At 72.0% G+C, this 22169-nt stretch carries 20 protein-coding genes; 9 read left to right on the forward strand and 11 right to left on the reverse strand.

The window, feature by feature from the left end:
• Positions 1-88: 88 nt before the first annotated feature.
• The gene (locus CFK41_RS12330; RefSeq protein WP_096799928.1) at positions 89-2713 is read left to right on the forward strand and encodes an LCP family glycopolymer transferase; all 2625 of its coding nucleotides are present in this window, start codon (positions 89-91) and stop codon (positions 2711-2713) included.
• An 83-nt stretch (positions 2714-2796) separates the two neighbouring features.
• On the opposite strand, the gene CFK41_RS12335 is transcribed toward CFK41_RS12330, so the two are convergent.
• Positions 2797-4224, reverse strand: coding sequence for a mycothione reductase (locus CFK41_RS12335; protein ID WP_096799929.1), 1428 nt, complete (start codon positions 4222-4224; stop codon positions 2797-2799).
• Between the two features lie 95 nt (positions 4225-4319).
• On the opposite strand from CFK41_RS12335, the gene CFK41_RS12340 reads away from it, so the two are divergent.
• The 3 genes from CFK41_RS12340 (at position 4320) to CFK41_RS12350 (ending at position 8581) form a co-directional block, all read left to right on the forward strand.
• Complete coding sequence (locus CFK41_RS12340) at positions 4320-6695, forward strand: ATP-binding cassette domain-containing protein (RefSeq protein WP_096799930.1); 2376 nt, start codon at positions 4320-4322, stop codon at positions 6693-6695.
• Between the two features lie 84 nt (positions 6696-6779).
• Positions 6780-7643 carry a putative RNA methyltransferase gene (locus tag CFK41_RS12345; RefSeq protein WP_096799931.1) on the forward strand — a complete coding sequence of 288 codons (864 nt, stop codon included), beginning with the start codon at positions 6780-6782 and terminating at the stop codon, positions 7641-7643.
• Positions 7644-7750: 107 nt separating this feature from the next.
• Positions 7751-8581 carry an HAD family hydrolase gene (locus CFK41_RS12350; protein ID WP_096799932.1) on the forward strand — a complete coding sequence of 277 codons (831 nt, stop codon included), beginning with the start codon at positions 7751-7753 and terminating at the stop codon, positions 8579-8581.
• A 15-nt stretch (positions 8582-8596) separates the two neighbouring features.
• On the opposite strand, the gene CFK41_RS12355 is transcribed toward CFK41_RS12350, so the two are convergent.
• The 5 genes from CFK41_RS12355 to sucC form a co-directional block, all read right to left on the reverse strand.
• On the reverse strand, positions 8597-9415 hold the full coding sequence (locus CFK41_RS12355) for a hypothetical protein (protein ID WP_096799933.1): 819 nt from the start codon (positions 9413-9415) through the stop codon (positions 8597-8599).
• 166 nt (positions 9416-9581) lie between these two features.
• Positions 9582-10523, reverse strand: a complete 942-nt coding sequence (locus CFK41_RS12360) for a C40 family peptidase (RefSeq protein WP_096799934.1) — start codon at positions 10521-10523, stop codon at positions 9582-9584.
• A 189-nt stretch (positions 10524-10712) separates the two neighbouring features.
• The gene (locus CFK41_RS12365; protein WP_096799935.1) at positions 10713-11432 is read right to left on the reverse strand and encodes a metal-dependent transcriptional regulator; all 720 of its coding nucleotides are present in this window, start codon (positions 11430-11432) and stop codon (positions 10713-10715) included.
• Between the two features lie 172 nt (positions 11433-11604).
• Positions 11605-12495, reverse strand: a complete 891-nt coding sequence (gene sucD, locus CFK41_RS12370) for a succinate--CoA ligase subunit alpha (protein WP_096799936.1) — start codon at positions 12493-12495, stop codon at positions 11605-11607.
• Between the two features lie 12 nt (positions 12496-12507).
• Positions 12508-13677: an ADP-forming succinate--CoA ligase subunit beta gene (gene sucC, locus CFK41_RS12375; RefSeq protein WP_096801069.1), complete on the reverse strand. Its 1170-nt coding sequence runs from the start codon at positions 13675-13677 to the stop codon at positions 12508-12510.
• 225 nt (positions 13678-13902) lie between these two features.
• Here sucC and CFK41_RS12380 point away from each other — a divergent pair, with 225 nt between their 5' ends.
• The 3 genes from CFK41_RS12380 to CFK41_RS12390 are packed head-to-tail and all read left to right on the forward strand — an operon-like array spanning position 13903 to position 15321.
• Positions 13903-14238: a hypothetical protein gene (locus CFK41_RS12380; protein ID WP_096799937.1), complete on the forward strand. Its 336-nt coding sequence runs from the start codon at positions 13903-13905 to the stop codon at positions 14236-14238.
• Positions 14239-14252: 14 nt separating this feature from the next.
• Entirely contained in the window at positions 14253-14867 is a 615-nt protein-coding gene (locus CFK41_RS12385) for a hypothetical protein (protein WP_096799938.1), read from the forward strand.
• Positions 14868-14901: 34 nt separating this feature from the next.
• Positions 14902-15321, forward strand: a complete 420-nt coding sequence (locus tag CFK41_RS12390; protein WP_096799939.1) for a VOC family protein — start codon at positions 14902-14904, stop codon at positions 15319-15321.
• 8 nt (positions 15322-15329) lie between these two features.
• Here CFK41_RS12390 and CFK41_RS12395 read toward each other — a convergent pair whose 3' ends face one another.
• The gene (locus CFK41_RS12395; protein WP_096799940.1) at positions 15330-18179 is read right to left on the reverse strand and encodes a UvrD-helicase domain-containing protein; all 2850 of its coding nucleotides are present in this window, start codon (positions 18177-18179) and stop codon (positions 15330-15332) included.
• 108 nt (positions 18180-18287) lie between these two features.
• Positions 18288-18623, reverse strand: a complete 336-nt coding sequence (locus tag CFK41_RS12400; RefSeq protein WP_096799941.1) for a hypothetical protein — start codon at positions 18621-18623, stop codon at positions 18288-18290.
• A 61-nt stretch (positions 18624-18684) separates the two neighbouring features.
• Here CFK41_RS12400 and CFK41_RS12405 point away from each other — a divergent pair, with 61 nt between their 5' ends.
• Positions 18685-19848, forward strand: a complete 1164-nt coding sequence (locus CFK41_RS12405) for a lysylphosphatidylglycerol synthase domain-containing protein (RefSeq protein ID WP_096799942.1) — start codon at positions 18685-18687, stop codon at positions 19846-19848.
• A gap of 19 nt (positions 19849-19867) precedes the next feature.
• Here the strand turns inward: CFK41_RS12405 and CFK41_RS12410 are convergent, their stop codons facing one another.
• From CFK41_RS12410 to CFK41_RS12420, 3 genes are read right to left on the reverse strand one after another with little or no spacing between them, the layout of a single operon-like run.
• Positions 19868-20344 carry a hypothetical protein gene (locus CFK41_RS12410; RefSeq protein WP_096799943.1) on the reverse strand — a complete coding sequence of 159 codons (477 nt, stop codon included), beginning with the start codon at positions 20342-20344 and terminating at the stop codon, positions 19868-19870.
• On the reverse strand, positions 20334-21401 hold the full coding sequence (locus CFK41_RS12415; RefSeq protein WP_096799944.1) for an alpha/beta hydrolase: 1068 nt from the start codon (positions 21399-21401) through the stop codon (positions 20334-20336). The genes CFK41_RS12410 and CFK41_RS12415 overlap by 11 nt, the downstream gene beginning before the upstream one ends.
• Positions 21398-21616: a BldC family transcriptional regulator gene (locus tag CFK41_RS12420; RefSeq protein ID WP_096799945.1), complete on the reverse strand. Its 219-nt coding sequence runs from the start codon at positions 21614-21616 to the stop codon at positions 21398-21400. Before CFK41_RS12420 ends, CFK41_RS12415 begins: the two co-directional genes overlap by 4 nt.
• Before the next feature lie 330 nt (positions 21617-21946).
• On the opposite strand from CFK41_RS12420, the gene CFK41_RS12425 reads away from it, so the two are divergent.
• Positions 21947-22147, forward strand: a complete 201-nt coding sequence (locus CFK41_RS12425; RefSeq protein WP_096799946.1) for a DUF3073 domain-containing protein — start codon at positions 21947-21949, stop codon at positions 22145-22147.
• Positions 22148-22169 lie beyond the last annotated feature (22 nt).

Raw genomic sequence — 22169 nt, forward strand, 5'->3', positions numbered from 1 at the left:
GGATACGGAGTCGCCTCCGAGGTACCTCCACGACCCCCTCACAGCCGGATGCACGAGGTTCCGGGATCGAGAATCTAGGATGTAGCGCATGACGGACCCCTCTTCGGACCCCCGACGCAGGCGCCGCCGCTCCGGCAGACATCAGCAGCCGGCGCGTCGCCCGCAGTCGCCGCCGCTGCCTCCTGAGGAGGCGCGGCGGAACCGCGATGCCGCCTTCGGCTCCCCGAACCCGAAGCGCACGTGGCTCGGCGCCGAGTCGGCGGAGGAGCCGACGCCGGCCAGCGTGTCCACGCCCTCGACCGGTCCGACCAACCCGGATGCTCCGGCGTCCGGTCGGCCGGCGACGCCCCGCCCCGACCCCGCCTCCGCGGCGGGATCAGCGGCCCGCCCGGATCACGAGGCGCCGACGCAGCGCCTGACCCCGGTCGAGGACGCCCCCGAGCCGTCCGACCAGGGCCGCCGCTCCCCGAGCGATCCCGCAGCGGATGCCGAGCCGCCGGCGCGGCCCGTCGTGCGCAGACCCCGCGGACGACGCGCGGCGTTCCCCCTCGAGCAGCTCCCGGAGGAGGCCGCGGCCCGCACCACCGAGGAACAGGCTGACGAGCAGGACACGGCCGGGACCGCCGGCACCTGCGGCGCTCCGTCCGCCGGCCCTGCTGACCGGCCGGCCACGGCCGATGCCCCCGATCCCGCGGCCGAGCCGCTCGATCGACCGGGTCGTCGTCGCGCGGCGGCGATCGCCGAGCCCGCCGCCGAGCAGGACGCGTGGTCCGCCGCGTCTCCCGCCGCAGCACCTCCCGCCGCAGACCCCGCCGCCTCGGATGCCCCCGCCGCGGGCGCGGGCGACTCGGATCCCGACGGCGCTCCCCTCACGTCGGGCGCCGCCGCCGGTGCCGCCGCGGGAGCGACCTGGTCGGTCGGCGACGACGCCGCTGCCGCAGCGGCCGAGCACCCCGCCGAACCCCTCGCTCCCCCGGCCGATGCGCAGGCCGCCCGTGACACGGCGGCGACCGCCGGCGGGTCGGCGGTCGCCGCGTCGAGCACCGGCACGACCGATGCCGGGGCTGCCGGTGCCGGAGCTGCCGGTGCCGGAGCTGCCGGCGACGGAGAGACCGGCGCCGACCGGACGTCCTCCGCGTCGGCCCCCGACGGCTCGCTGCCGAAGGTCGCGTTCTGGACGGTCCTGACGTCCCTGGTCCCGGGCTCCGGGCTCGTCGCGACCCGCATGCGCCGCGCGGGGCTGGTCATGCTGTCCCTGCTCGTGCTCGTGCTCGCGGTGGCGGGAGCCTTCCTGCTGTTCGGCGAGCCTCTGCGCACCGGGGCGCTGCTCGCCTCCCGGCGCGGGGTCCTCATCGGCGCGATGATCACGGTGGCCGTGGTCGGCGTGGTGTGGGCGCTGCAGATCGTGCTCGCGAACCTCGCCCACTCCACCCGCCAGAAGCTCGCCGGGACGAAGCGCTACGTGGCGCTCGCCCTCGCGGCCGTGATGGTGGTCTGCGTGGCCGTGCCCTTCGGCCGCGGCGTGCAGTCCCTGTGGGCGCTGCAGGGCCTCATGGGGTCCACGAGCGTGTTCGGCGGCGGCGAGAGCGGCGACCATCCCTTCGTCCCGGGCAAGGACCCGTGGGCCAATGCCGGTCGGGTGAACATCATGCTGCTGGGCCAGGACGCCGGTGTGGACCGCACCGGCACCCGACCGGACACGATCATGGTCGCCTCGATCGACACCACGACCGGCAAGACGGCGCTGTTCTCGATCCCCCGCAACCTCGAGAAGGTGCGCTTCCCCGAGGGCACGGCCGCGGCGAAGGAGTTCCCGGACGGCTTCGACTACTTCGGGAAGAACCAGGACCTCATCAACGCCGTGTGGACCTGGGCGGAGGACCGCAAGGACCTCTTCCCCGGCGATCCCGAGCCGGGTCTGACGGCGACCCGCTGGGCCGTCGAGGAGACTCTCGGCCTGGACACCGACTACTACGCGATGGTGAACCTGCAGGGCTTCGAGGATCTCGTCAACGCCCTGGGCGGCGTGGATCTGGTCGTCGAGCGGCGCATCCCGATCGGAGGCGGCGCCGCCGACATCGAGGGCTGGATCGAGCCGGGCGAGCAGAAGCTCGACGGCTTCCACGCCCTGTGGTACTCCCGCTCGCGCGAGGGCTCCAACGACTTCAACCGCATGTGCCGCCAGCAGCGCATGGTGCGCGCTGTCGCGGAGGAGGCGGATCCCGCCACCCTCGCCATGTCGATCCCCGGCCTGGTCAGCGCCACCGAGGAGAACATCGTCACCGACATCCCGATCTCCAACATCGACGCCTTCGTCGAGCTGGCGCTGCGGATCAAGGAGGGCGGCTTCTCCTCCTACCCGATCACCCAGGACGTCACCTTCTCCGGGAACCCTGACTACCCCCTCCTGAAGACCTGGGTCCAGGAGTCGATCCAGGACTCGATGACGCGGGGAGAGCCGACCTCCGTGCTCGGTGACACCGAGCCGGGCTCCACCGCTCCGGCGGAGACCGGGAAGGCTCCCGAGGAGGAGGACGAGGACCCGTCGGCCGAGGCGACCACCACCGAGGAGGCGACCCCGAGCGACGCGCCGACCAGCGAGGAGAGCACCGACGCCGGGACGCCGAGCTCGGGCGAGGAGAGCACTCCGGCGCCGCCGGTCGACAAGGACCCGCTGAAGTCCTGCCTCCCGGGTGCCGAGGCCGAGGGCTGAGCCGGACGGCTCCCCTCCCGCACGACGCAGCGGCCCCGGCCACCTTCGGGTGGTCGGGGCCGCTGTCGTGAGGAGGCGGGCTGCTAGTCCACGAGCTGGAGCAGGGCGTTCTCGATCAGCTCCGGCATCGCCGGGTGGATCCAGTACTGGGTCGCGGCGATGTCGCGGGCGGTCTGCCCGGTGCTCATCGCCTGGATGAGCAGCTGGATGAGTGTGGTCGCCTCCGGGCCGATCAGGTGGGCGCCGAGGATCTCGGTGGTCTCCGCGTCGACGATGATCTTCGCGAACCCGGTCGTGTCCTCCATCGCCCAGCCGTAGGCGATCGAGGCGTACTCCTGGACCGCCACCTTCACCGCACGGCCCTGCGCCCGGGCGGCGGCCTCGTCGATCCCCACCCAGGCGACCTGCGGATGGGTGAAGACACCGCTGGGGATCGGCATCGTGTCGCTGCGACGCAGCTGCTCGGGGTGGAGGATGTTGTGCCGCATGATCCGCTGCTCGTGATTGGCGACGTGCTTGAGCTGGTGCGGGCTGGAGAGGTCGCCGAAGGCCCACAGACCCTCGAGCACCTCCCCGCCGCCGAGCACGCGCTGGTGCGCGTCGACCTCGACGCGCCCGTCGGGCGCGGTGTCGATCCCGGCCGCGGCGACGTCCAGGAGATCGGAGCTGGGGCGACGGCCGACGGCGACCAGCAGCTCCTCGGCCCGGATCAGCACCTCGGCGCCGTCGCGCTCGCCCCGCAGCTCGACGCCCTCGACAGTGCGACGCACCGCGGTGGTGGACAGGTCCGTCTCCAGCCGCAGCCGGTCTCCGAGGATCTCGGTGAGCCGGGAGGAGACGTCGGCGTCGGCGGCACGCAGCACCCGGGAGGAGCGGGCGATCAGGGTGACCTCGACGCCGAGGGAGGCGAAGACGTGCGCCATCTCCACCGCCACGACCCCGGAGCCGAGGATCGCCAGCGACGCCGGCAGCCGGTCGACCCGCATGATGGTGTCGGAGGTGTGGGGCTCCGCCTCGGCGAGGCCGTCGATCTCCGGGAGCACCGGCCGGGATCCGGCGCCGAGCACGATGGTGTCCGCCGTGATCGTCTGCTCGGTGCCGTCGTTCCCCGTCACGTGCAGGGTCTTCGGCCCGGTGAAGCGGGCGGTGCCGCGCAGCAGGGTGAGGTTCGCGTTGTCCTCGTGGTCACGGCGGTACTCCTCGCCGCCGGTGGAGATCGCATCGATGCGGCCGAAGATGCGGTCGCGGATCGCGGGCCAGTCCACATGGTCCAGCTGCTCGGCGAGGCCGAAGCGGCCGGCCTCCGCGGGGGTGCGGGCGAGGTCCGCGGTGTGCACGAACATCTTGGTGGGGATGCAGCCGAGGTTGATGCAGGTCCCGCCGAAGACCCGATCGGGGCCTACGCCCCGGTCGATCTGGACGATGCTGCGGCCGGCGAGCTCGGGCCCGGGGAAGGAGTTCGCGGAGCCGGAGCCGATGAGGGCGATGTCGAAATGCGTCGTGTCGGTCACCGCCCCAGGCTAGTCCGACTCCGCACCGGCGGTGCGAGAATGACGGGGGCGTGGGATGCACCGCGCCGTCCCCCTGTGCCCGAGGAGCCCCGCCGATGTCCTCCCCCGCCCACCCCGCCGATTCCCACGACGTGATCCGGGTGCGCGGCGCTCGCGAGAACAACCTCCGCGACATCTCCCTGGACCTGCCCAAACGGCGCCTGACCGTGTTCACCGGGGTCTCGGGATCCGGCAAGAGCTCGCTCGTGTTCAGCACCATCGCGGCGGAGTCGCAGCGCATGATCAACGAGACCTACAGCTCCTTCCTGCAGGGCTTCATGCCCTCGCTGGCCCGCCCGGACGTGGACGAGCTGCAGGGGCTGACCACCGCGATCATCGTGGACCAGGAGCGGATGGGAGCGAACGTGCGCTCCACCGTCGGAACGGTCACCGATGCCAGCGCCCACCTGCGCACCCTGTTCTCCAAGCTCGCCGAGCCGCACGTCGGCGGCCCCGGCGCCTACTCCTTCAACGTCCCCTCGGTCACGGCCGCCGGGGCGATGACCGTGCAGCGAGGCGCGAAGACGATCGCCGAGAAGGCCACCTACTCGCGGGTGGGCGGCATGTGCCCGCGCTGCGAGGGCATGGGCGAGATCTCCGACGTGGACCTCGCCGAGCTCTACGACGAGGAGCTGTCCCTCGACGAGGGTCCCTTCACGATTCCCAACTACGCCGCCGGCGGCTGGTACGTGAAGATCTTCTCCCGCTCGGGCTTCTTCCCCTCCGACAAGCCCATCAGGTCGTTCACCAAGCGTCAGCTCCACGACTTCCTGTACAAGGAGCCGACGAAGATCTCGATCGACGGCATGAACATGACCTATGAGGGTCTGATCCCGAAGATCCAGAAGTCGATCCTCAGCAAGGACCGCGATGCGATGCAGCCCCATGTGCGGGCCTTCGTGGACCGGGCGGTGAAGTTCGTGGTGTGTCCGGAGTGCGAGGGGACCCGGCTGGCGGAGCACGCGCGCACCTCGCGGATCGACGGCCTCTCGATCGCCGACGCCACCTCCCTGCAGATCACGGAGCTGGCCGAGTGGGTCGAGTCGCTGCGCTCCTCGCACACCGGGCCGACGGTCGCCCCGCTGCTGGCGAACCTCTCCGACCTGCTGGGCTCCTTCGTGCGGATCGGTCTGGGCTACCTCGCCCTGGACCGCCCCTCCGGCACCCTCTCCGGCGGCGAGTCGCAGCGCACGCGGATGATCCGTCACCTGGGCTCCGCGCTCACGGACGTCACCTACGTCTTCGACGAGCCGACCATCGGCCTGCACCCCCACGACATCGCGACCATGAACTCGCTGCTGCTGGACCTCCGGGACAAGGGCAACACCGTGCTGGTGGTCGAGCACAAGCCGGAGACGATCGCGATCGCGGACCACGTCGTCGACCTCGGGCCGCGGGCCGGCGCCCTCGGCGGCACCGTGCAGTACCAGGGCGATCTGGCGGGGCTGCGGGCCTCGGCCACCCTCACCGGGGTGCATCTGGACCGCCGCGCGTCCCTCAAGGAGTCGGTGCGCGAGCCGCGCGGGGCGATCGAGATCCGCGGCGCCCACCACCACAACCTGCAGGACGTGGACGTGGACATCCCGCTGGGGGTGCTCACCGTCATCACGGGGGTGGCCGGGTCGGGCAAGAGCTCCCTGGTCCACGGCTCGCTGCCGAAGGACGCCGGGGCCGTCGTGGTGGACCAGACCGCGATCCGCGGCTCCCGCCGCTCCAACCCCGCCACCTACACCGGGCTGCTCGAGCCGATCCGCAAGGCCTTCGCGAAGGCCAACGGCGTCAAGCCCGCCCTGTTCTCCAACAACTCCGAGGGCGCCTGCCCCGTCTGCAAGGGCGCGGGGGTCATCTACACCGAGCTCGGGTTCATGGAGACCGTGGAGACCCTCTGCGAGGAGTGCGAGGGCCGCCGGTTCCGCGCCGACGTGCTCGAGCACACCTTCGGCGGCAGGGACATCGCCGAGGTGCTCGCCCTCTCCGTCGCCGAGGCGCGGGAGCTGTTCTCCGCGGAGGAGACGAAGGTGCCCGCAGCGGCGAGGATGCTCGGCCATCTGGACGAGGTGGGGCTCGGCTATCTCACCATCGGCCAGCCGCTGACCACCCTCTCGGGCGGCGAGCGCCAGCGCCTCAAGCTCGCCACCCACCTGGGCGAGAAGGGCGGGATCTACGTCCTCGACGAGCCCACCACCGGCCTGCACCTGGCCGATGTGGACCAGCTGCTGGGTCTGCTGGACCGGCTGGTGGACTCCGGGAGGTCCGTGATCGTCATCGAGCACCACCAGGCGGTCATGGCGCACGCCGACCACCTCATCGACCTCGGTCCCGGCGCCGGGGCCGACGGCGGTCGGATCGTGTTCGAGGGCTCCCCCGCCGAGCTGGTCGCGGACGCCTCGACCCTCACCGGGAAGCACTTGCGGGAGTACGTCGGGGCATGAGGCGCTCGGGCTCCTGCCCGGCGCCCCGCTCCGGGACCGACACCGAGACCGGGAGCGGGCCCGGCGCGACGTACCCTGGCTGACGTGCCCCGCCCCGCCCCTGCCGCCCTCCTCCCCTGGCTCGACGTCCTGCTGTGCCCGCACTGCCGGGAGCGCGTCGAGCTCTCGGAGCGCACTCTGCGCTGCCCGCAGGGCCACAGCTTCGACCTCGCCCGGGCCGGCTATGTCTCGCTGCTCACCGGGACCAGCCCCACCAGCGGGGACGATGACGACATGGCCCGCGCACGGGACGCCTTCCTCGCCACCGGCGCCTACGCACCGCTCCAGCAGCTGATCGCCGAGCTCGCGGGCCAGGTCCTCCCCGCCGCGGATCCCGGCGACTCCTCCCGGGTGCTCGACATCGGCTGCGGCACCGGCTACTACCTCGGCGGCGTGCTCGACCGGGTCCCCTCGGCGCAGGGACTCGGGGTGGACACCGCCCCGCGCGCCCTGCGCTTCGCCGCCCGCGCCCATGAGCGGGCCGCCGCGGCCGGCTGGGACGTCTTCTCCCCGTTCCCCCTCGCCGACGGCGCCGTGGACCTCGTGATGGACGTGTTCGCGCCGCGGAACCCCGCGGAGTTCGCCCGCGTGCTGAACCCTGCGGGGCACCTGCTCGTGGTGCGCCCCGCGACGGACCATCTGGCCGAGCTGCGCGAGAGCGTGCCCGGGATGGTGCAGCTGGATCCACGCAAGGAGGAGCGCCTGCACGACGTCCTCTACCCGCTGTTCACCACCGCGGACACCCAGGACCTCCGGCTCTCGCTCGAGCTGGACGAGGCGATGGTGCGGGACCTCGTGGCGATGACCCCCAGCGCCCGGCACGTGGACCTCTCCACCCTCGCCGGATCCGGGGACGGATCGCGGGCGGTCACCGTCTCGGTGCGCGCGAGCCTGCACCGTCGCCGCTGACCGGAGGGCGTCATGCCCTGAACCCGTCCAGGGGACTCGCCTAGGCTGGTGGTCCCGCCCCTGCCTGGTCCTCCCCGGCTCCATCCCTCTGCTCACAAGGAGCGTCCGTGGCCGACAGCCGCTGTGTGTTCATCGATTACGACGGGACCCTCGCCCTCCAGGGCGTCGTCCCCCCGGCCCACGCCGAGGCCGTGCGCCGGGCCCGGGCGAGGGGCCACGTGATCCTGCTGTGCACCGGACGCTGCGCCTCGATCATCGCCCCTGAGGTGATGGCGCTCTTCGACGGCGTGGTGGCCTCCGCCGGCGGCTGGATCCGGCTGGGCGAGGAGCTGCTCGAGGATCAGCGCTTCCCCGATCAGCTCGGCCGCCGCGCCGTCGAGGTGCTGCAGAGCCACGACGTGCCCTTCGTGCTGGAGACCCCCGACGCCCTGGTGTGCACCGCCCGCTCCGCCGACGAGCTGCGCAGCCGGGTCGATCCCTCGTCGCCGGCACCGGCGGAGGGCTCGCTGGGACGCGGCATCCAGGACCTCGTCGAGGCGATCTCGGTGCCCGAGGATCCCGCCGAATGCTCCTTCGCGAAGATCTCCGTGTGGGGCTCGCCGGTGCGGGTCGAGGACCTCGCCGAGGAGATCGGCCCCGAGGTGGGGGCCCTGCCCAACTCCATCCAGGACGAGGTGAGCTCCGGGGAGCTGCATCTGCGGGCGATCGACAAGGCCGACGGGGTGCGCCGGGTGGCCGAGCACCTCGGCATCGACCTCTCCGCGACGGTGGGCATCGGCGACGGGATGAACGATCTGGGGATGCTGCGCGCGGCCGGCACGGCCATCGCGATCGAGGGTGCACCGGAGGCGGTCCTCGAGGCCGCGGAGGGCGTCACCGTCCCCGGTCCGCTCGAGCACGGCATCGTGGTCGCCTTCGAGCGCCTCGGGATGCTCTGAGGCCGTCGGCCCCGTTCAGCGCCGGTGCAGGCCCATCAGCACCACGCCGACCGCCGTCACCAGGGCCCCGGCGCCCACCAGGACCACTGCCTGGGGCGTCATCGCCGCCGTGAAGCGGAGCTCGAACTCCTGGACGATCGGCCCCAGGAACACCGCTCGGTCCACCGCATCGGGCACGACGCTCCCGATGCGGGCGGCGAGCCACCACAGCCCGGCGCCGGCGAGGATGCCGCCGATCCCGGCGATCGCCAGAAGGGTGCGGCGATGGGCGCCCACCAGCAGCGCGAGGACCAGCAGCACGAGGGCCGCGGGACCGGCCCAGTGCGCCCAGGGGGTGACCGCCGTCGCGCCCGTCAGCAGGGGCACGTCCGGCACCTTCGCCACCGTGACGGTGGCATCGTCCGGGCGCGGGATGGCGACGGGCAGGTGCTCCTCGACGGGGGTGAGGATCCGGTCGATCACCGGAGCCAGGTCGACGTCCAGCTCGGAGGCGCCGGGGGTGAACAGCGCATCGTGCAGCTCCCCCATCGTCGCCACCCAGACGGTCCCGTAGGTGTCCGTCCCGGTGAGCTTCGCGGCCTGCTCCTCCGCGAGCGGGGTCAGCTGCTCCTGGATCCACTCCGGGACCTGGTCGTCCCCCACGATCGTCTCGACGGCGCTGTCGCTCAGCGAGCGCTGGAACGCCGCGTCGTCGGCCAGGGGCGCCGTGACGGCGAGGAAGCCGTCCCGGACGACCACGTTCTCGTGCAGCCAGGTGCCCGGCAGCCAGAGGGCGCCGAGCACGGTGGCGCCCAGGAGGAGGGCGAGAGCGAGGAGATCACGGACGGTATGCACGCGCCCACGGTACCGGGACGACCCCGGGAGGAGCTCGGACGGGGGCCGGTCCGGTCGGTCAGGTCACGCCCGTCGGCAGGACGGCCGGGTCGGTTGTTCGCGCTGCCGGGAATGGGAGCGGCCCCGCACCACGGAACGTGGTGCGGGGCCGAAGGAGCGCGGAGTGTCAGCCGACGCGGACGAAGGTCCAGCTGCCGGAGTAGATGTTGCGCTCGGTGGTGTCGACGCGGGGGTTGCCGGCGTCGACGAACTTGCCGTTGCCCGCGTAGATGCCGATGTGGCCGGGCTTCCAGACCAGGTCGCCGGGCTGCGCCTCGGAGCGGGAGACGACGGTGCCGGAGGCGGCCTGGGCGTCGGCGCCGCGGGGCAGGGAGACGCCGTGCTGGGCGTAGACCCACTGCACGAAGCCGGAGCAGTCCCAGCCGGAGGTGGAGGTGCCGCCGAAGACGTACGGGGTGCCGATGCCGGAGCGAGCGGTGGCGAGGACCGAACCGCCCTTGGCGGCCGACGGCGCCGGGGAGGACTTCTCCTCGGACTTCTGCTCCTGCGACTGATCGGAGGAGGAGTTCGAAGAGGAGCTGGAGCTCGAGGACGAGCTGGAGGAGGACGAGGAGTCCTCGTCGTCCTCACGGCTGGAGCGCTCCTCGGAGCGGGAGGAGCCCTCGTCCTGACGGGTCTCGGTCTCGTTCTCGGTGCTGTCCTCGGACTGCTGGTCCTGCTCGGCCTGCGCGTTCTCCTCGGCCTCCTGCTCTGCGGCGAGCTCGGCGGCCTCGCGCTCAGCGGCCTCGGCGGCGGCGATCTCCTCCTCCGTCGGGCCGACCTCGACGGAGATCTCGCCGGCGACGGGGGCCAGAGCGGGCCCGGCCTTCTCGGAGACGGCGGCCTTGGCGGCGGGGATGCCCACGGCCGGAGCGGCGACGGGGGCGATCAGCGCGGGGGCTGCGTCAGCCTGCGGGGCGTCGGCCTGGGGCTCGGCCGTCGCGGCGGCGGCGCCGCCGAACAGCATCGCCGCGGCCATGGCGGCTCCGGCACCTGCACGGCCCGCACGGGCGGCAGGGGTCACGGTGCGCGCGGCGCGGCGGTGGGTGTGGTTCGCAGTCTTCGACACGTGTGGCTCCCAGCCCCGGGATCTCGCCCTCGCGCGTGTGGATGTCTCGCCTCCCGATCCGGTGCGCGACGGGGCTCTCCGGGGGGAATGCCGTGGCTCTTGTCGCCGCGGCACGCCCTCGAGACTAGGGGGCGCGAAGCGTCATCGTCAGGATGACTGGAAGGTCCTGGGAAGAGCTTGACGGATCCTTTACCCGGCGTCGAGCGGGCTCACGTGGAGCTGATCGGCGACGACCTCGGTCACCGCCACCTCTCCTCCGCCGGGACCCGTCAGCACGATGCTGCCGCCGACCCGCTCAGCGCTGACCTCGGCCCCTGGAATCATGCCGTGACGTGCGAGGTCACCGAGAAGATCCACATCGCTCTGGACCCGTTCCCCGATCCGCTCCAGCCGGACCCGGAGGGTCTGTCCATCGGCGAGGCTCTCACTCAGCTCACTGCTGCTGTTGGACTCGCCTTTACCCTCCTCTATGGCCTGGGTCTCCTCGATGCCGAGGGCCGCGAGGCCGGGGATCGGGTTGCCGTAGGGATCCACATAGGGCGGAGCGACCTGCTGCGCGATGCGCTTCTCGACCTCGAGGCTCATCACGTGCTCCCAGCGGCAGGCCTCCTCGTGGACGTGGGCGTAGTCCAGCCCGATCACGTCCAGCAGGTGCCGCTCGGCCAGTCGGTGCTTGCGCATCACGTCGGTGGCGACCGCGGAGCCCTCGGAGGTGAGCCGGATCCGCCGCTGGTCGTCGAGATGGAGCAGCCCGTCGCGCTCCATCCGCGCGACCGTCTGGGAGACGGTGGGTCCGGAGTGGCCCAGGCGCTCGGCGATCCGGGCCCGCATCGGCGCGACCCCGGCCTCGTGGAGTTCGAACACCGTCTTCAGGTACATCTCGGTGGTGTCGATGAGATCTCCGGACACAGGGCCCCCTCCTTCGTCTGGCGCACAGCAGGCTTCGACCAGCTTAGTCTGCCCGCCGACACCGCGCGGGCGCGCCGGGACCTTGACGCAGGAGGCCCCGGACCCTGTGACGGGTCCGGGGCCTCCTGGGCGGCAGGAGCGGCCTCAGGGCCGGTCCTGCGGGTGGGTCAGCTCAGACCAGACCCTTGATGATCTCGCGCATCAGGTCGGCAGTCTCGGTGGGGGTCTTGCCCACCTTGACGCCGGCGGCCTCGAGGGCCTCCTTCTTCGCCTGCGCGGTGCCCGCGGAGCCCGAGACGATGGCGCCGGCGTGGCCCATGGTCTTGCCCTCGGGGGCGGTGAAGCCCGCGACGTAGCCGACGACCGGCTTGGTGACGTTGGCCTTGATGTACTCGGCCGCACGCTCCTCGGCGTCGCCGCCGATCTCGCCGATCATCACGATGCCGGCGGTCTCCGGATCGTTCTCGAACGCCTCGAGCGCATCGATGTGCGTGGTGCCGATGACCGGGTCGCCGCCGATGCCGATGGCGGTGGTGAAGCCGATGTCGGCGAGCTCGTACATCATCTGGTAGGTCAGGGTGCCGGACTTGGAGACCAGGCCCAGCTTCCCCGCACCGGTGATGTTCGAGGGGGTGATGCCCGCGTTGGACTTGCCGGGGCTGATCAGGCCCGGGCAGTTCGGCCCGATGATGCGGGTGGTGCCCTTGGCCTGCGAGTAGTTGAAGAACTCGGCGGAATCCGTGACCGGGATGCCCTCGGTGATGATGACGAGGAGCTCGATCTCGGCGTCGATCGCCTCGATCGCGGCGCCCTTGGCGAACTTCGGCGGCACGAAGACCACCGAGACATTCGCGCCGGTGGCCTCCATGGCCTCGGCGACGGTCCCGAAGACCGGGACCTCCGTGCCGCCCTCGAAGGCGACCGACTGGCCGGCCTTGCGCGGGTTCACGCCGCCGACGATGTTCGTGCCCGAGTCGAGCATGCGCTGGGAGTGCTTCATGCCCTCCGAGCCCGTCATGCCCTGGACGATGACCTTGCTGTTCTCATCGAGAAAGATAGACATGTCGGGTGCTGCTCACTTTCCTGCGGCGGCGAGCTCGGCGACCTTGGCCGCGCCGCCGTCCATGGTGTCGGCCTGGGTGACGAGGGGGTGGGCGAAGTCCGCGAGGATCTTCCGCCCCTCCTCCACGTTGTTGCCGTCGAGGCGGACCACGAGCGGCTTGGTGGCGGCGTCGCCCAGCTTCTTCAGGGCGCCGACGATGCCGTTGGCGACCGCGTCGCAGGCGGTGATGCCGCCGAAGACGTTGACGAAGACGGCGGAGACCTGCTCGTCACCGAGGATGACGTCGAGTCCGTTGGCCATCACCTCGGCGGAGGCGCCGCCGCCGATGTCGAGGAAGTTCGCGGGCTTGACCGAGTGCTTCTCTCCGGCGTACGCGACGACGTCGAGGGTGGACATGACCAGGCCCGCGCCGTTGCCGATGATGCCGACCTCGCCGTCGAGCTTGACGTAGTTGAGGTCCAGGGCCTTGGCCTTGGTCTCCAGCGGGTCCTCGGAGGTGACGTCGACGAGCGCGGCGTGGTCCTCGTGGCGGAACTCCGCGTTGTCGTCGAGGGTGATCTTGCCGTCCAGCGCGACGATGTCCCCGGCGCCGGTCTTGACCAGCGGGTTCACCTCCACCAGGGTGGCGTCCTCGTTCTTGTAGACGTCCCAGAGCTTGACCAGCACGGGGGCGACCTTGACACCGGTCTCGGCGTCGAACTTCGCGGCCTCGACGATCTCCTTCGCCTTCGCGTCGTCGATCCCGACGTTGGGGTCGACGGCCACGCGGGCGAGCGCCTCGGGGCGCTCGACGGCGAGCTGCTCGATCTCCATGCCACCCTCGACGGAGCACATGGCGAGGTAGTTGCGGTTGGCCCGATCCAGCAGCAGCGAGAAGTAGTACTCCTCGGCGATGTCGGCGCCCGCCGCGATCATGACGCGGTGCACGGTGTGGCCCTTGATGTCCATGCCGAGGATCTCGGAGGCCTTCTGCTCCGCCTCCTCGGGGGACTTCGCGATCTTGACGCCACCGGCCTTGCCGCGGCCACCGGTCTTCACCTGGGCCTTGACGACGACGACCGGGGTGCCGAGCTTCTCTGCTCCGGCCTTGGCAGCTGCCGGATCTTCCGCGACGACTCCTCCGAGCACGGGCACGCCGTGCTTCTCGAAGAGATCGCGGGCCTGGTACTCATACAGGTCCACGGGGTGCATTTCCTCTCGATGTCGGCAGTGGGCGGCAGGCCGCACTGGCCTCGATGCCACCCCTGGGAACACGGTCAGCGTATCGCTTCCGCCTCGCGCATCGAGCCACGACGGGTGGTGTGCGGGGAGTCTCACTCCCCACGCGCTCCCCCGATGCGCGGGACCCCGCCGCCGACCGCCCGGCGGGCACGGTGCACGCCCAGCCCGGGCGACTACGATGCCGTCATGAGCCGACGCCCCCGCAGCCTCACCCAGCGCGTCCGCGACCACCTCGGATTCAGCGTGGTCGCGATCGGCGTGCTGTTCATCGTGCTGCGTCTGGTCGGAGTGCGCTCCACCTTCGCCGGCTTCGCGCTGTCCGTCGTGATCACGCTGGGACTGAACGTGGGGCTGTCCTACTTCAACGAGCATCGGGCGCGGAACCCGCGCCCGCAGCGCGAGGTGCGCGGTGGCGGCGACATCCGCTTCCGCGAGGAGGATCCCCGCGACGCCGAGGTCCGCAGGAGCGTCGAGGATCGTGCGGAGCGCCCCCGCCGGGAGCCCCGCGGCGAGCACCGCTGAGTCGAGGAGACGTCATGGCCGACTGGAAGACCTACGCGAAGGCGGCGCAGAACACCGCCCGCAAGCAGGCTCCCGGGGCGAAGGACGCCGCCCGTCGGGCCTCCGGCCGAGCCGGCGCCTATGTCCGTGCCGCCGAGCGGGCGATCGACGAGGGCCGCCGACCGGACGATGCGCCGCGCCGCGCCGAGCGGGACCGGGCGGACGATCGTCGCTCGCAGGACCACCGGGACCAGGAGCACCGCCCGGAGCACCACCGCCCGGAGGACCGCCGGGACCAGGAGCACAGGGACCGGGAGCACGGCACCGGCGGCACCCGCCCCACCTCCTCGCGCACGAGCACGGCGCCCCGGCCCGCCCTCGACACCGACAAGCTGTCACGGGACGCCGCGGCCTACTACACCGTGGCCAGCCGCCGCGTGTCCCGGGTGAACATCATCCCGAGGATCATGCGGGCGCTGCGCGACGCCCTGCTGATCGGCCTCTCGCTGTTCATCATCTGGGGCGTGCTGGCCGCCGCCGGCATTCCGATCCCCTTCACCACGGTGCTGATCATCGTCGGGGTGATCGTGGTGGTGAGCTTCGGCGCCGGGCTGTACGCGCAGTGGAAGCGATCTCGCGACGCCGGCTGATGCCCCTCCCGCGGCGCACGGGTACCGTCGGCCCATGACCTCTGCCCCACCGCCCCGCACCGGGCTCCATCACCTCGAGCTGTGGACGGCGGATCTCGCCGTGGCCGCACCGGCCTGGGACTGGCTGATGACGTCCCTGGGCTGGGCCCCGGAGCGCGTCGAGGGCTGGGAGCTGGGCCGCATCTGGCGCCACCGCGATGACTCCTACCTGGTGCTCGAGCAGTCCGACGACGTCCAGGGGGCATCCTCGGAGCGCCGCCGCCCCGGCATGAACCACCTCGCGCTGCGCGTCGCCGACCGGGGCGCTCTGGATGCGATCCGGGCCGAGGCGGCGCGGCACGGCTGGCACGAGCTGTTCGCCGACCGCTACCCGCACGCCGGCGGCGAGGACCACGTGGCGTGGTACGCCGAGGACCCCCACGGCATCGAGGTCGAGCTCGTCGCCGTCGGCTGAGCCGATGCTCAGAGCTTGGTGATCGCGGCGTACCGCAGCACCAGGCGCTTGGTCCCGTGCGGGGCCTTGAACTGCACCTCGATCTGGGTCTTCTCGCCCTGCCCGGCGACCTCGGTGACGGTCCCCATCCCGAAGGAGTCGTGGGTGATCCGGTCCCCCACCGCGAGCTGCGGGAGCTGGTCGGCCGGGGTGGCCTTGCGGCCGGAGCCGAGGCTGGGGCGCTTGATGTCGCTGCGCCCGCCACCGATGCCGCCGCTGAAGGACGGGCCGCGCCCGCCGCCGCTGGAATGGCCGCCCGAGCCTCCACGACCGCCGGAGCCGCCGTATCCGCCCGACCCGCCGGAGTAGCCGCCGCCGAAGCCGGCCCCGCCGAGGGTCGATCCCGCGCGCGCCACGTCGAGCACGCTCTCGGGCACCTCGTCGAGGAAGCGGCTGGCCGGCATGTACTGGGTCTGGCCCCAGAGGGAGCGCATCTGCGCCCGGGTCAGGTAGAGCTTCTCGCGGGCGCGGGTGATGCCCACGTAGGCCAGGCGGCGCTCCTCCTCGAGCTCGTCGGGATCGCTCAGGGTGCGGTTGTGGGGGAAGGTGCCGTCCTCCATGCCGGTGAGGAAGACGACCGGGAACTCGAGCCCCTTGGCCGTGTGCAGCGTCATCAGGGTGACGAACTGATCCTCCTCGCCGGGGATCTGGTCCGCATCGGCCACCAGCGAGACCTTCTCCAGGAAGCGGTCCACGAGGCTCGCCTCGGGATCATCCGGTGCGGTCAGCTCGGCGTCCGGTGCGGTCCCGACCTCCTGCGGAGCCGTGCCCCGGGCACCGGCGCTCCCCTGCTCGGCGCTCCCGGGCTCGGAGCTCTCCGCCTCACCGCTCTCGGCGCTCTCGCCGCTCTCGGCGCTCTCGGCGCTCTCGGCGTCCTCGTACTCGCTGGCGACGGCGTCGGCCTCCTCGACCTGCGCCTCGAACTCGGCGGCGACGCTGACCAGCTCGGCGAGGTTCTCCAGGCGGGACTCGTCCTGCGGGTCGTCGCTGTCCTGCAGCTCGGCGTAGTAGCCCGAGCGCTGCAGGATCGCCTCGATCAGATCCGCGGGACCGGAGCCGTCCTCGGCCAGAGCGCGCAGGTCGTCGAGCATCGCCACGAAGGTGCGCACCGCGTTCAGCGACCGGGTGGCGATGCCGGGTGCCTCCTCGGCGCGGCGCAGGGCCTCGCCGAAGCCGATCCGCTCCCGCTCGGCGAGCATCGCGATGACGGCCTCGGCCCGATCGCCGATGCCCCGCTTGGGGACGTTGAGGATGCGGCGCAGGTTGATCTCGTCGGCCGGGTTGGTCAGCACCTGGAGATAGGCGATCGCGTCCTTGATCTCGCGGCGCTCGTAGAAGCGGGTCCCGCCGACCACGCGGTACGGCAGGCCCACACGGATCAGCTGGTCCTCGAGCGCCCGGGACTGGGCGTTGGCCCGGTAGAAGATCGCGATGTCACCGGCACCGCGGCCGTCGTCCACGAGGGCATCGATCTGCCGCCCGATGTACCGGGCCTCCTCGCGCTCGTCATCGGCGACGTAGAGGGTGATCTGCTCGCCCTCGCCCTGATCGGTCCACAGGTTCTTCTTGCGCCGCCCGGCGTTCTCCTCGATCACGGAGTTCGCGGCGGTGAGGATGTTCTGGGAGGAGCGGTAGTTCTGCTCGAGCACGATCGTGCGGGCCGAGGGGAAGTCCTGCTCGAACTCGACGATGTTGCGGATGGTCGCGCCGCGGAAGGCGTAGATCGACTGGTCCGAGTCGCCCACCACGGTGAGATCGGCGCGCGGGTCGTCCCCCACCAGCTCCCGCACCAGCTGGTACTGGGCGGTGTTGGTGTCCTGGTACTCGTCCACCAGCAGGTGGCGGAAGCGGCGGCGGTAGCCCTCGCGGATCGCCGGGTTCTCCCGCAGCAGCGTCACCGTCAGACCGATGAGGTCGTCGAAGTCCACCGCGTTGGCCTGACGCAGCCGCTCGGTGTAGTTCGTGTAGATCCGGGCGAGGGTGCGCTCGAAGGGGTTCTTCGCGCTCTCCGCCTGGTCGGCGAAGTCGATCGGGTCCACGAGGTCGTTCTTCAGCGTGGAGATCCGTGAGGCCAGGGCGCGCGGAGCATGCTTCTTCGTGTCCAGCTCGAGGTCCTTGGCGATCGTCGTGATCAGCCGCAGGGAATCGGCGCTGTCATAGATGGTGAAGGAGCTCTTCAGCCCGGCGGCGGCCGCGTCCCGGCGCAGGATCCGCACGCAGGCGCTGTGGAAGGTGGAGACCCACATGCTGCGGGCGACCGGACCCACCAGCTCGCCCACGCGTTCGCGCATCTCGGCGGCGGCCTTGTTCGTGAAGGTGATCGCGAGGATCTCGCCGGGCGAGGCCTCGCCCGAGCGCAGCAGATGGGCGATGCGCCGGGTGAGCACGCGGGTCTTGCCCGATCCGGCGCCGGCGACGATGAGCAGCGGGGATCCGCGATGCTCGACGGCCTCCCGCTGCGCCGGGTTCAGGCCATCGGTGAGCTCGGTGAGCCCGGCGGCGACGAATCCGGGCACCGGACCGCCCGGCACCGGACCGCCGGGGCCGGGCCGGTCCGCCGAGCGCTGCGGGCGGTGGTCCGCGGCGGGCGGGGGCAGAAGCTCGTCCTCGGGCGGCGGCGCGTCGTCGTACGGGGGCTCCTCGTCGTACGGGGGCTCCTCGGGGGCCGGCGGCTCCTGCGCGAGCGGGGCCTCCTCATCGGGTTCCGACCCTCCCTGCGGCGCGACAGGATCGCCGTCGCGGGTCTGCGGCGCCACCGACACCCCGTCGAGGCGGCGGAAGGCGTCGGGCAGCGAAAGGTCGTCGAAGAGAGAGCTCATGAGGGTTCCAGGATAGGGCCGGGCCCGACAGCGGGGAGGCTGTCGGGCCCGGTGCGGACGTGAGCAGGTGGATGCGAGCCTGTCATGGCAGGTCGCCTCGACAGAGGCTCAGACGAACACGGCGATGATCACGTTGAGAACGATCGCGGTGGGGATGCCGAACCACACCGCGGAAGTGGTCTCGGGGCCCTTCTTCTTCGCGATGTAGGCGAGGACCAGGGCGACCACGCCGATCAGCAGCTTGACGCCCAGCTTCATGTGGTTCGGGTCGCCGACGATCGAGACCAGGGCGGCGAGCACGAGCCCGGTCACCACGGCACCGGCGACGGCATGGGGCATCCCCGGGTTCGGCTGGCGGGTGCGGGCGGCGGCCACCCAGGTGCCGAGCGCGACGGCCCAGCAGATCAGGTGCAGCACGACGAGGAGGGAGAGCAGGAAGGACATGTCCGCATGCTAGGTCCTCGCCCCTGGATGGAGCCTGCCCGCCGCGTGCGAGAATCGCCGCATGTCAGCGGCCTCCCCCGATCCCTCCGACTCCCCCGACCCCGGGGGCGCAGCGCCCCGTCCGCGGGCGGATCCCGGGCGGGCCGACGGGGGTGGGCATCATCCCGGCGGCCTCGGCCGGCTCGAGGACGAGCTCGCGGAGCTCGACGCGGAGCGCCCGCCGCGCCTGACCCGCGGCCGCGTGATCGCGGGCCTGGTCTCGGCCGCGCTCGTGATCGCACTGCTCGGCTGGGCCCTGCCCTGGGCCACGGGGACGAGCTGGGGCGACATCGCCGGGACGCTGGTGTCGCTGCCCGCCTGGGCGGTGCCCTCGGTGGTGATGCTCGGGGCAGGCGCACTGCTGCTCGAAGCCGTGACGGTGCGCGTGGCCCTGCCCGGATCGCGCTGGTCCGGTGTCCTGCTGGCGCATCCGGCCGCCGGGGCCACCTCGCTCGCCATCCCGGGAGGGGGCATCCTCGGGCTGGGCCTGATGGGGTGGATCCTGCGCCGCTCCGGCCTCGCCCTGCCCGTCATCCTCACCGGGATCATCGCCGCCTCGCTGGCGGAGATGGTGCTCACCTCGGTGCTCATCCCCCTGCTGGGCCTCGGCGCCTACGCGATCTCCCCGATGCTGTCCCCGGTCGGGGTCGCGCTGCCCGGGGCGGTCTGGGCCGCGGTGGTGGCCGTGCTCGGAGCGGTGATCGCCCTGGCCCTGACGCTCGTCCTGCTGCGCCGCGGCGTGCTGTCCGCCCTGCTGGACCAGTTCTCGACGCAGCTCCCGGAGGGCGTCGCCCCCGTGATCCTCGCCCAGCGCGATGTGCTCGTGGAGATGCTGCGTCGGCGGTGGGTGCCGCTGCTCGCACCGACCCTCGGGGCCCGGGTGCTGCAGTGGGTCGCGCTGGTCCTCGCGATCCAGGCGGTCGGCGCCGAGGTGCCGTGGCTGCTGACGGTGGCGATCTTCGCGCTGGGCCGTGTGCTGTCCCTGGTCCCCCTGACTCCCGGCGGCGCCGGGGTCACCGAGACGGTCGGGGCTGCCGCGCTGGTCGCCCTCGGGGTCGTGGCGGCCGATGCCGCCGCCGCGATGCTCCTGCTGATGGTGACGATGCTGCTGGTCCCGCTGCTCGCCGGGGCGCTGACCACGGTCCTCACCCTGACCCTCGCCCCGGACCGCCGCTCGGCGGCCTGACCGGGCCGGCACGGTCCGGTCAGTCGGCCTCGTCGTAGTCGGGGGTGTCGATGCCGAGGGTGTGGGACGGGTGCGCGAGGAAGCCGTCCTCCGCACCGGGCAGCAGCGGGAAGCCGCCGATGCTGGCGCCCTGCGCCGTGCCGACGAAGGCGGCGACGTCCTCCACGTGATGGTGGGCGTCGTCCCCGCGCCCCAGGAATCCCGCGCCGGCGTATCCGCCCAGGCGCCGTCCCGTGCTGCGTTCGGCGGCGGTGGCGGCGGCATCGAGCCGCCGCGCGCTGGACCGCAGACCGCTCGCGATGCGTCCCAGCTCGGGATACTCCTCGAGGGTCCAGCGCTGGTGGATCTCCTCGCCGACCCCGCGGACGCCCGGGTCCTGGGCGGCCGAGAGGTCCACGATGGTGTTCGCCAGCCGCAGCCGCAGAAGCGTGAGCCGGTCGGCGGCATGCCTCATCGAGGCGGCCTGTCCCCGCATCGAACGCGGTTCAGCGATCATCGCTCCGGTCCTTCCCACGGCGATCCGTCGGCGCCTCGCCGAGGTCCTCGGCCCGATCGGACTCCCTCATCGTAGGCGCGGAGGGGAAGGACGTCTCCAGCCAGTCGTCCAGGAGATCGAGCGCCCTGGAGCGCGCGTCGGCGTCGGAGAGGAAGACGTCATGACGGGCGCCGGCGACGGCCTCGACCCGCACCTGCGGTCCCAGGGCGCGGGCCGCCGCGGAGAGGGAGCGCACGTCCAGCACCGTATCCGCCCGGCGCATCTCCTCGGTGAACCGCGGCCGGATCCGCGTGCGGTCGGCATGGAGGACGAGGACGGGGAGCGCGAGCGGTCCGGCGGCGGCGAGCCGTCGCTGACCGTCGAGGACCGCGTTGAAGGTGACCGCCGGGAAGGGGTGGCCGCCCGGGGGCTTCAGAGCGAGGTCGTACTCATAGGCGCCGCCGAAGTCGCGGTGGCTCGCGCGGGCGAGGTGGTCCCGTCCCGCGGGGAAGATCGGTCGGCTCTGCAGGCGCTCGGCGAGCAGGCGCACAGGTGCCTGGGCGAGCATCCGAGTGGTCGAGCCGAGATGCATCTCGAGCCAGGGGGAGTTCAGCACCAGCCCGCTCACGGTGCGGGGATGGCGCTGGGCCCACAGCGCCGCGGTGAGGCCACCGGTGGAATGTGCGAGCAGCACCGGCGGCCGGTGTCGTCCGATGATCCGGAGCGCAGCACCGATCTCGGCGTCGTACCGGCTGAGGTGGTCGACCGCCGTGGCGGTCTGTCCGGGCAGGAGGCTGCGTCCGTGCTTGCGGAGGTCCAGCCCCCAGACGTCGTGCCCGCGTCGGCCCAGATGCGCCATCAGCGCGCCGTCGAGGATGTAATCGGACCAGCCGTGCATGAGCAGCACCGGCGGTCGAGCGGGGTCAGCCGCCGGCGCGACACCGGGAGTCGCCCCGGAGTCTGCAGGGCCGTCGGCCTCGCGGTGGATCAGTGTTGCGACCAGCGGGCCCTCGTCGTCGGCCCCGAGATCGATACGGTGCGTCTCGTACCCCTCCCCGAGGAACGGGTCGGTGCTCACACGTCCTTGGAGCTGTCGCGCAGCAGCTCGACGACCTCGTCCCGGCGGTAGCGTCGATGCCCGCCCAGGGTCCGCATGTAGGTCAGCTTCCCCGCCTGCGCCCAGCGCGTCACCGTCTTGGGGTCGACATGGAACATCTTGGCCACCTCCGCGGGGGTCAACAGCTCCGTCGCGCCCTCATCGTCCGCGGAGCTGTTCTCCGTGGCTCCATCCATAGGAGGTCCGACCTTTCGCTGCTGGTACCCGGGCGCATCCTCGCCGGCTCGGCATGACCTCATGCCGACACGGGTCACAGACTAATCGGTAAGATCCCTGTCCTGGCAAACGAACACCCAGGATTGCGCGAAGATTCCGCAGTTCGGACTTACCGGACAACTGTCGAGGCCTCGCCCTGCGCAGGGGCGCCGCGAAGGGATGTCCGGCACGTCTCACGCCTCGGAGTTCGCCGGACAGCAGGGCGCTCATGTACCCTGAGCGAACGAAACTAATGCCATCTTCCGGGCCGACAAGAACGCCCGGCAGCCGACGCACAGGGGGTCAGATCCATGGGTCGCGGCCGACAGAAAGCCAAGCACACCAAGGTGGCACGGGACCTCAAGTACTACAGCCCGCCGACGGACCTCACGGCACTGCAGCGTGAACTGCAGTCCCAGCGAGGCGAGGTCTCCAGCATCGAGGGAGACGACCGGGCCGAGGACAGCGACGACTGGGCCGACGAGGACGCTCCGTCCGCACGACGTCGCTGAGGACGCCGGCACGCGCCGGCAG

The sequence above is a fragment of the Brachybacterium ginsengisoli genome (genome assembly GCF_002407065.1).
Lineage (GTDB): Bacteria > Actinomycetota > Actinomycetes > Actinomycetales > Dermabacteraceae > Brachybacterium > Brachybacterium ginsengisoli.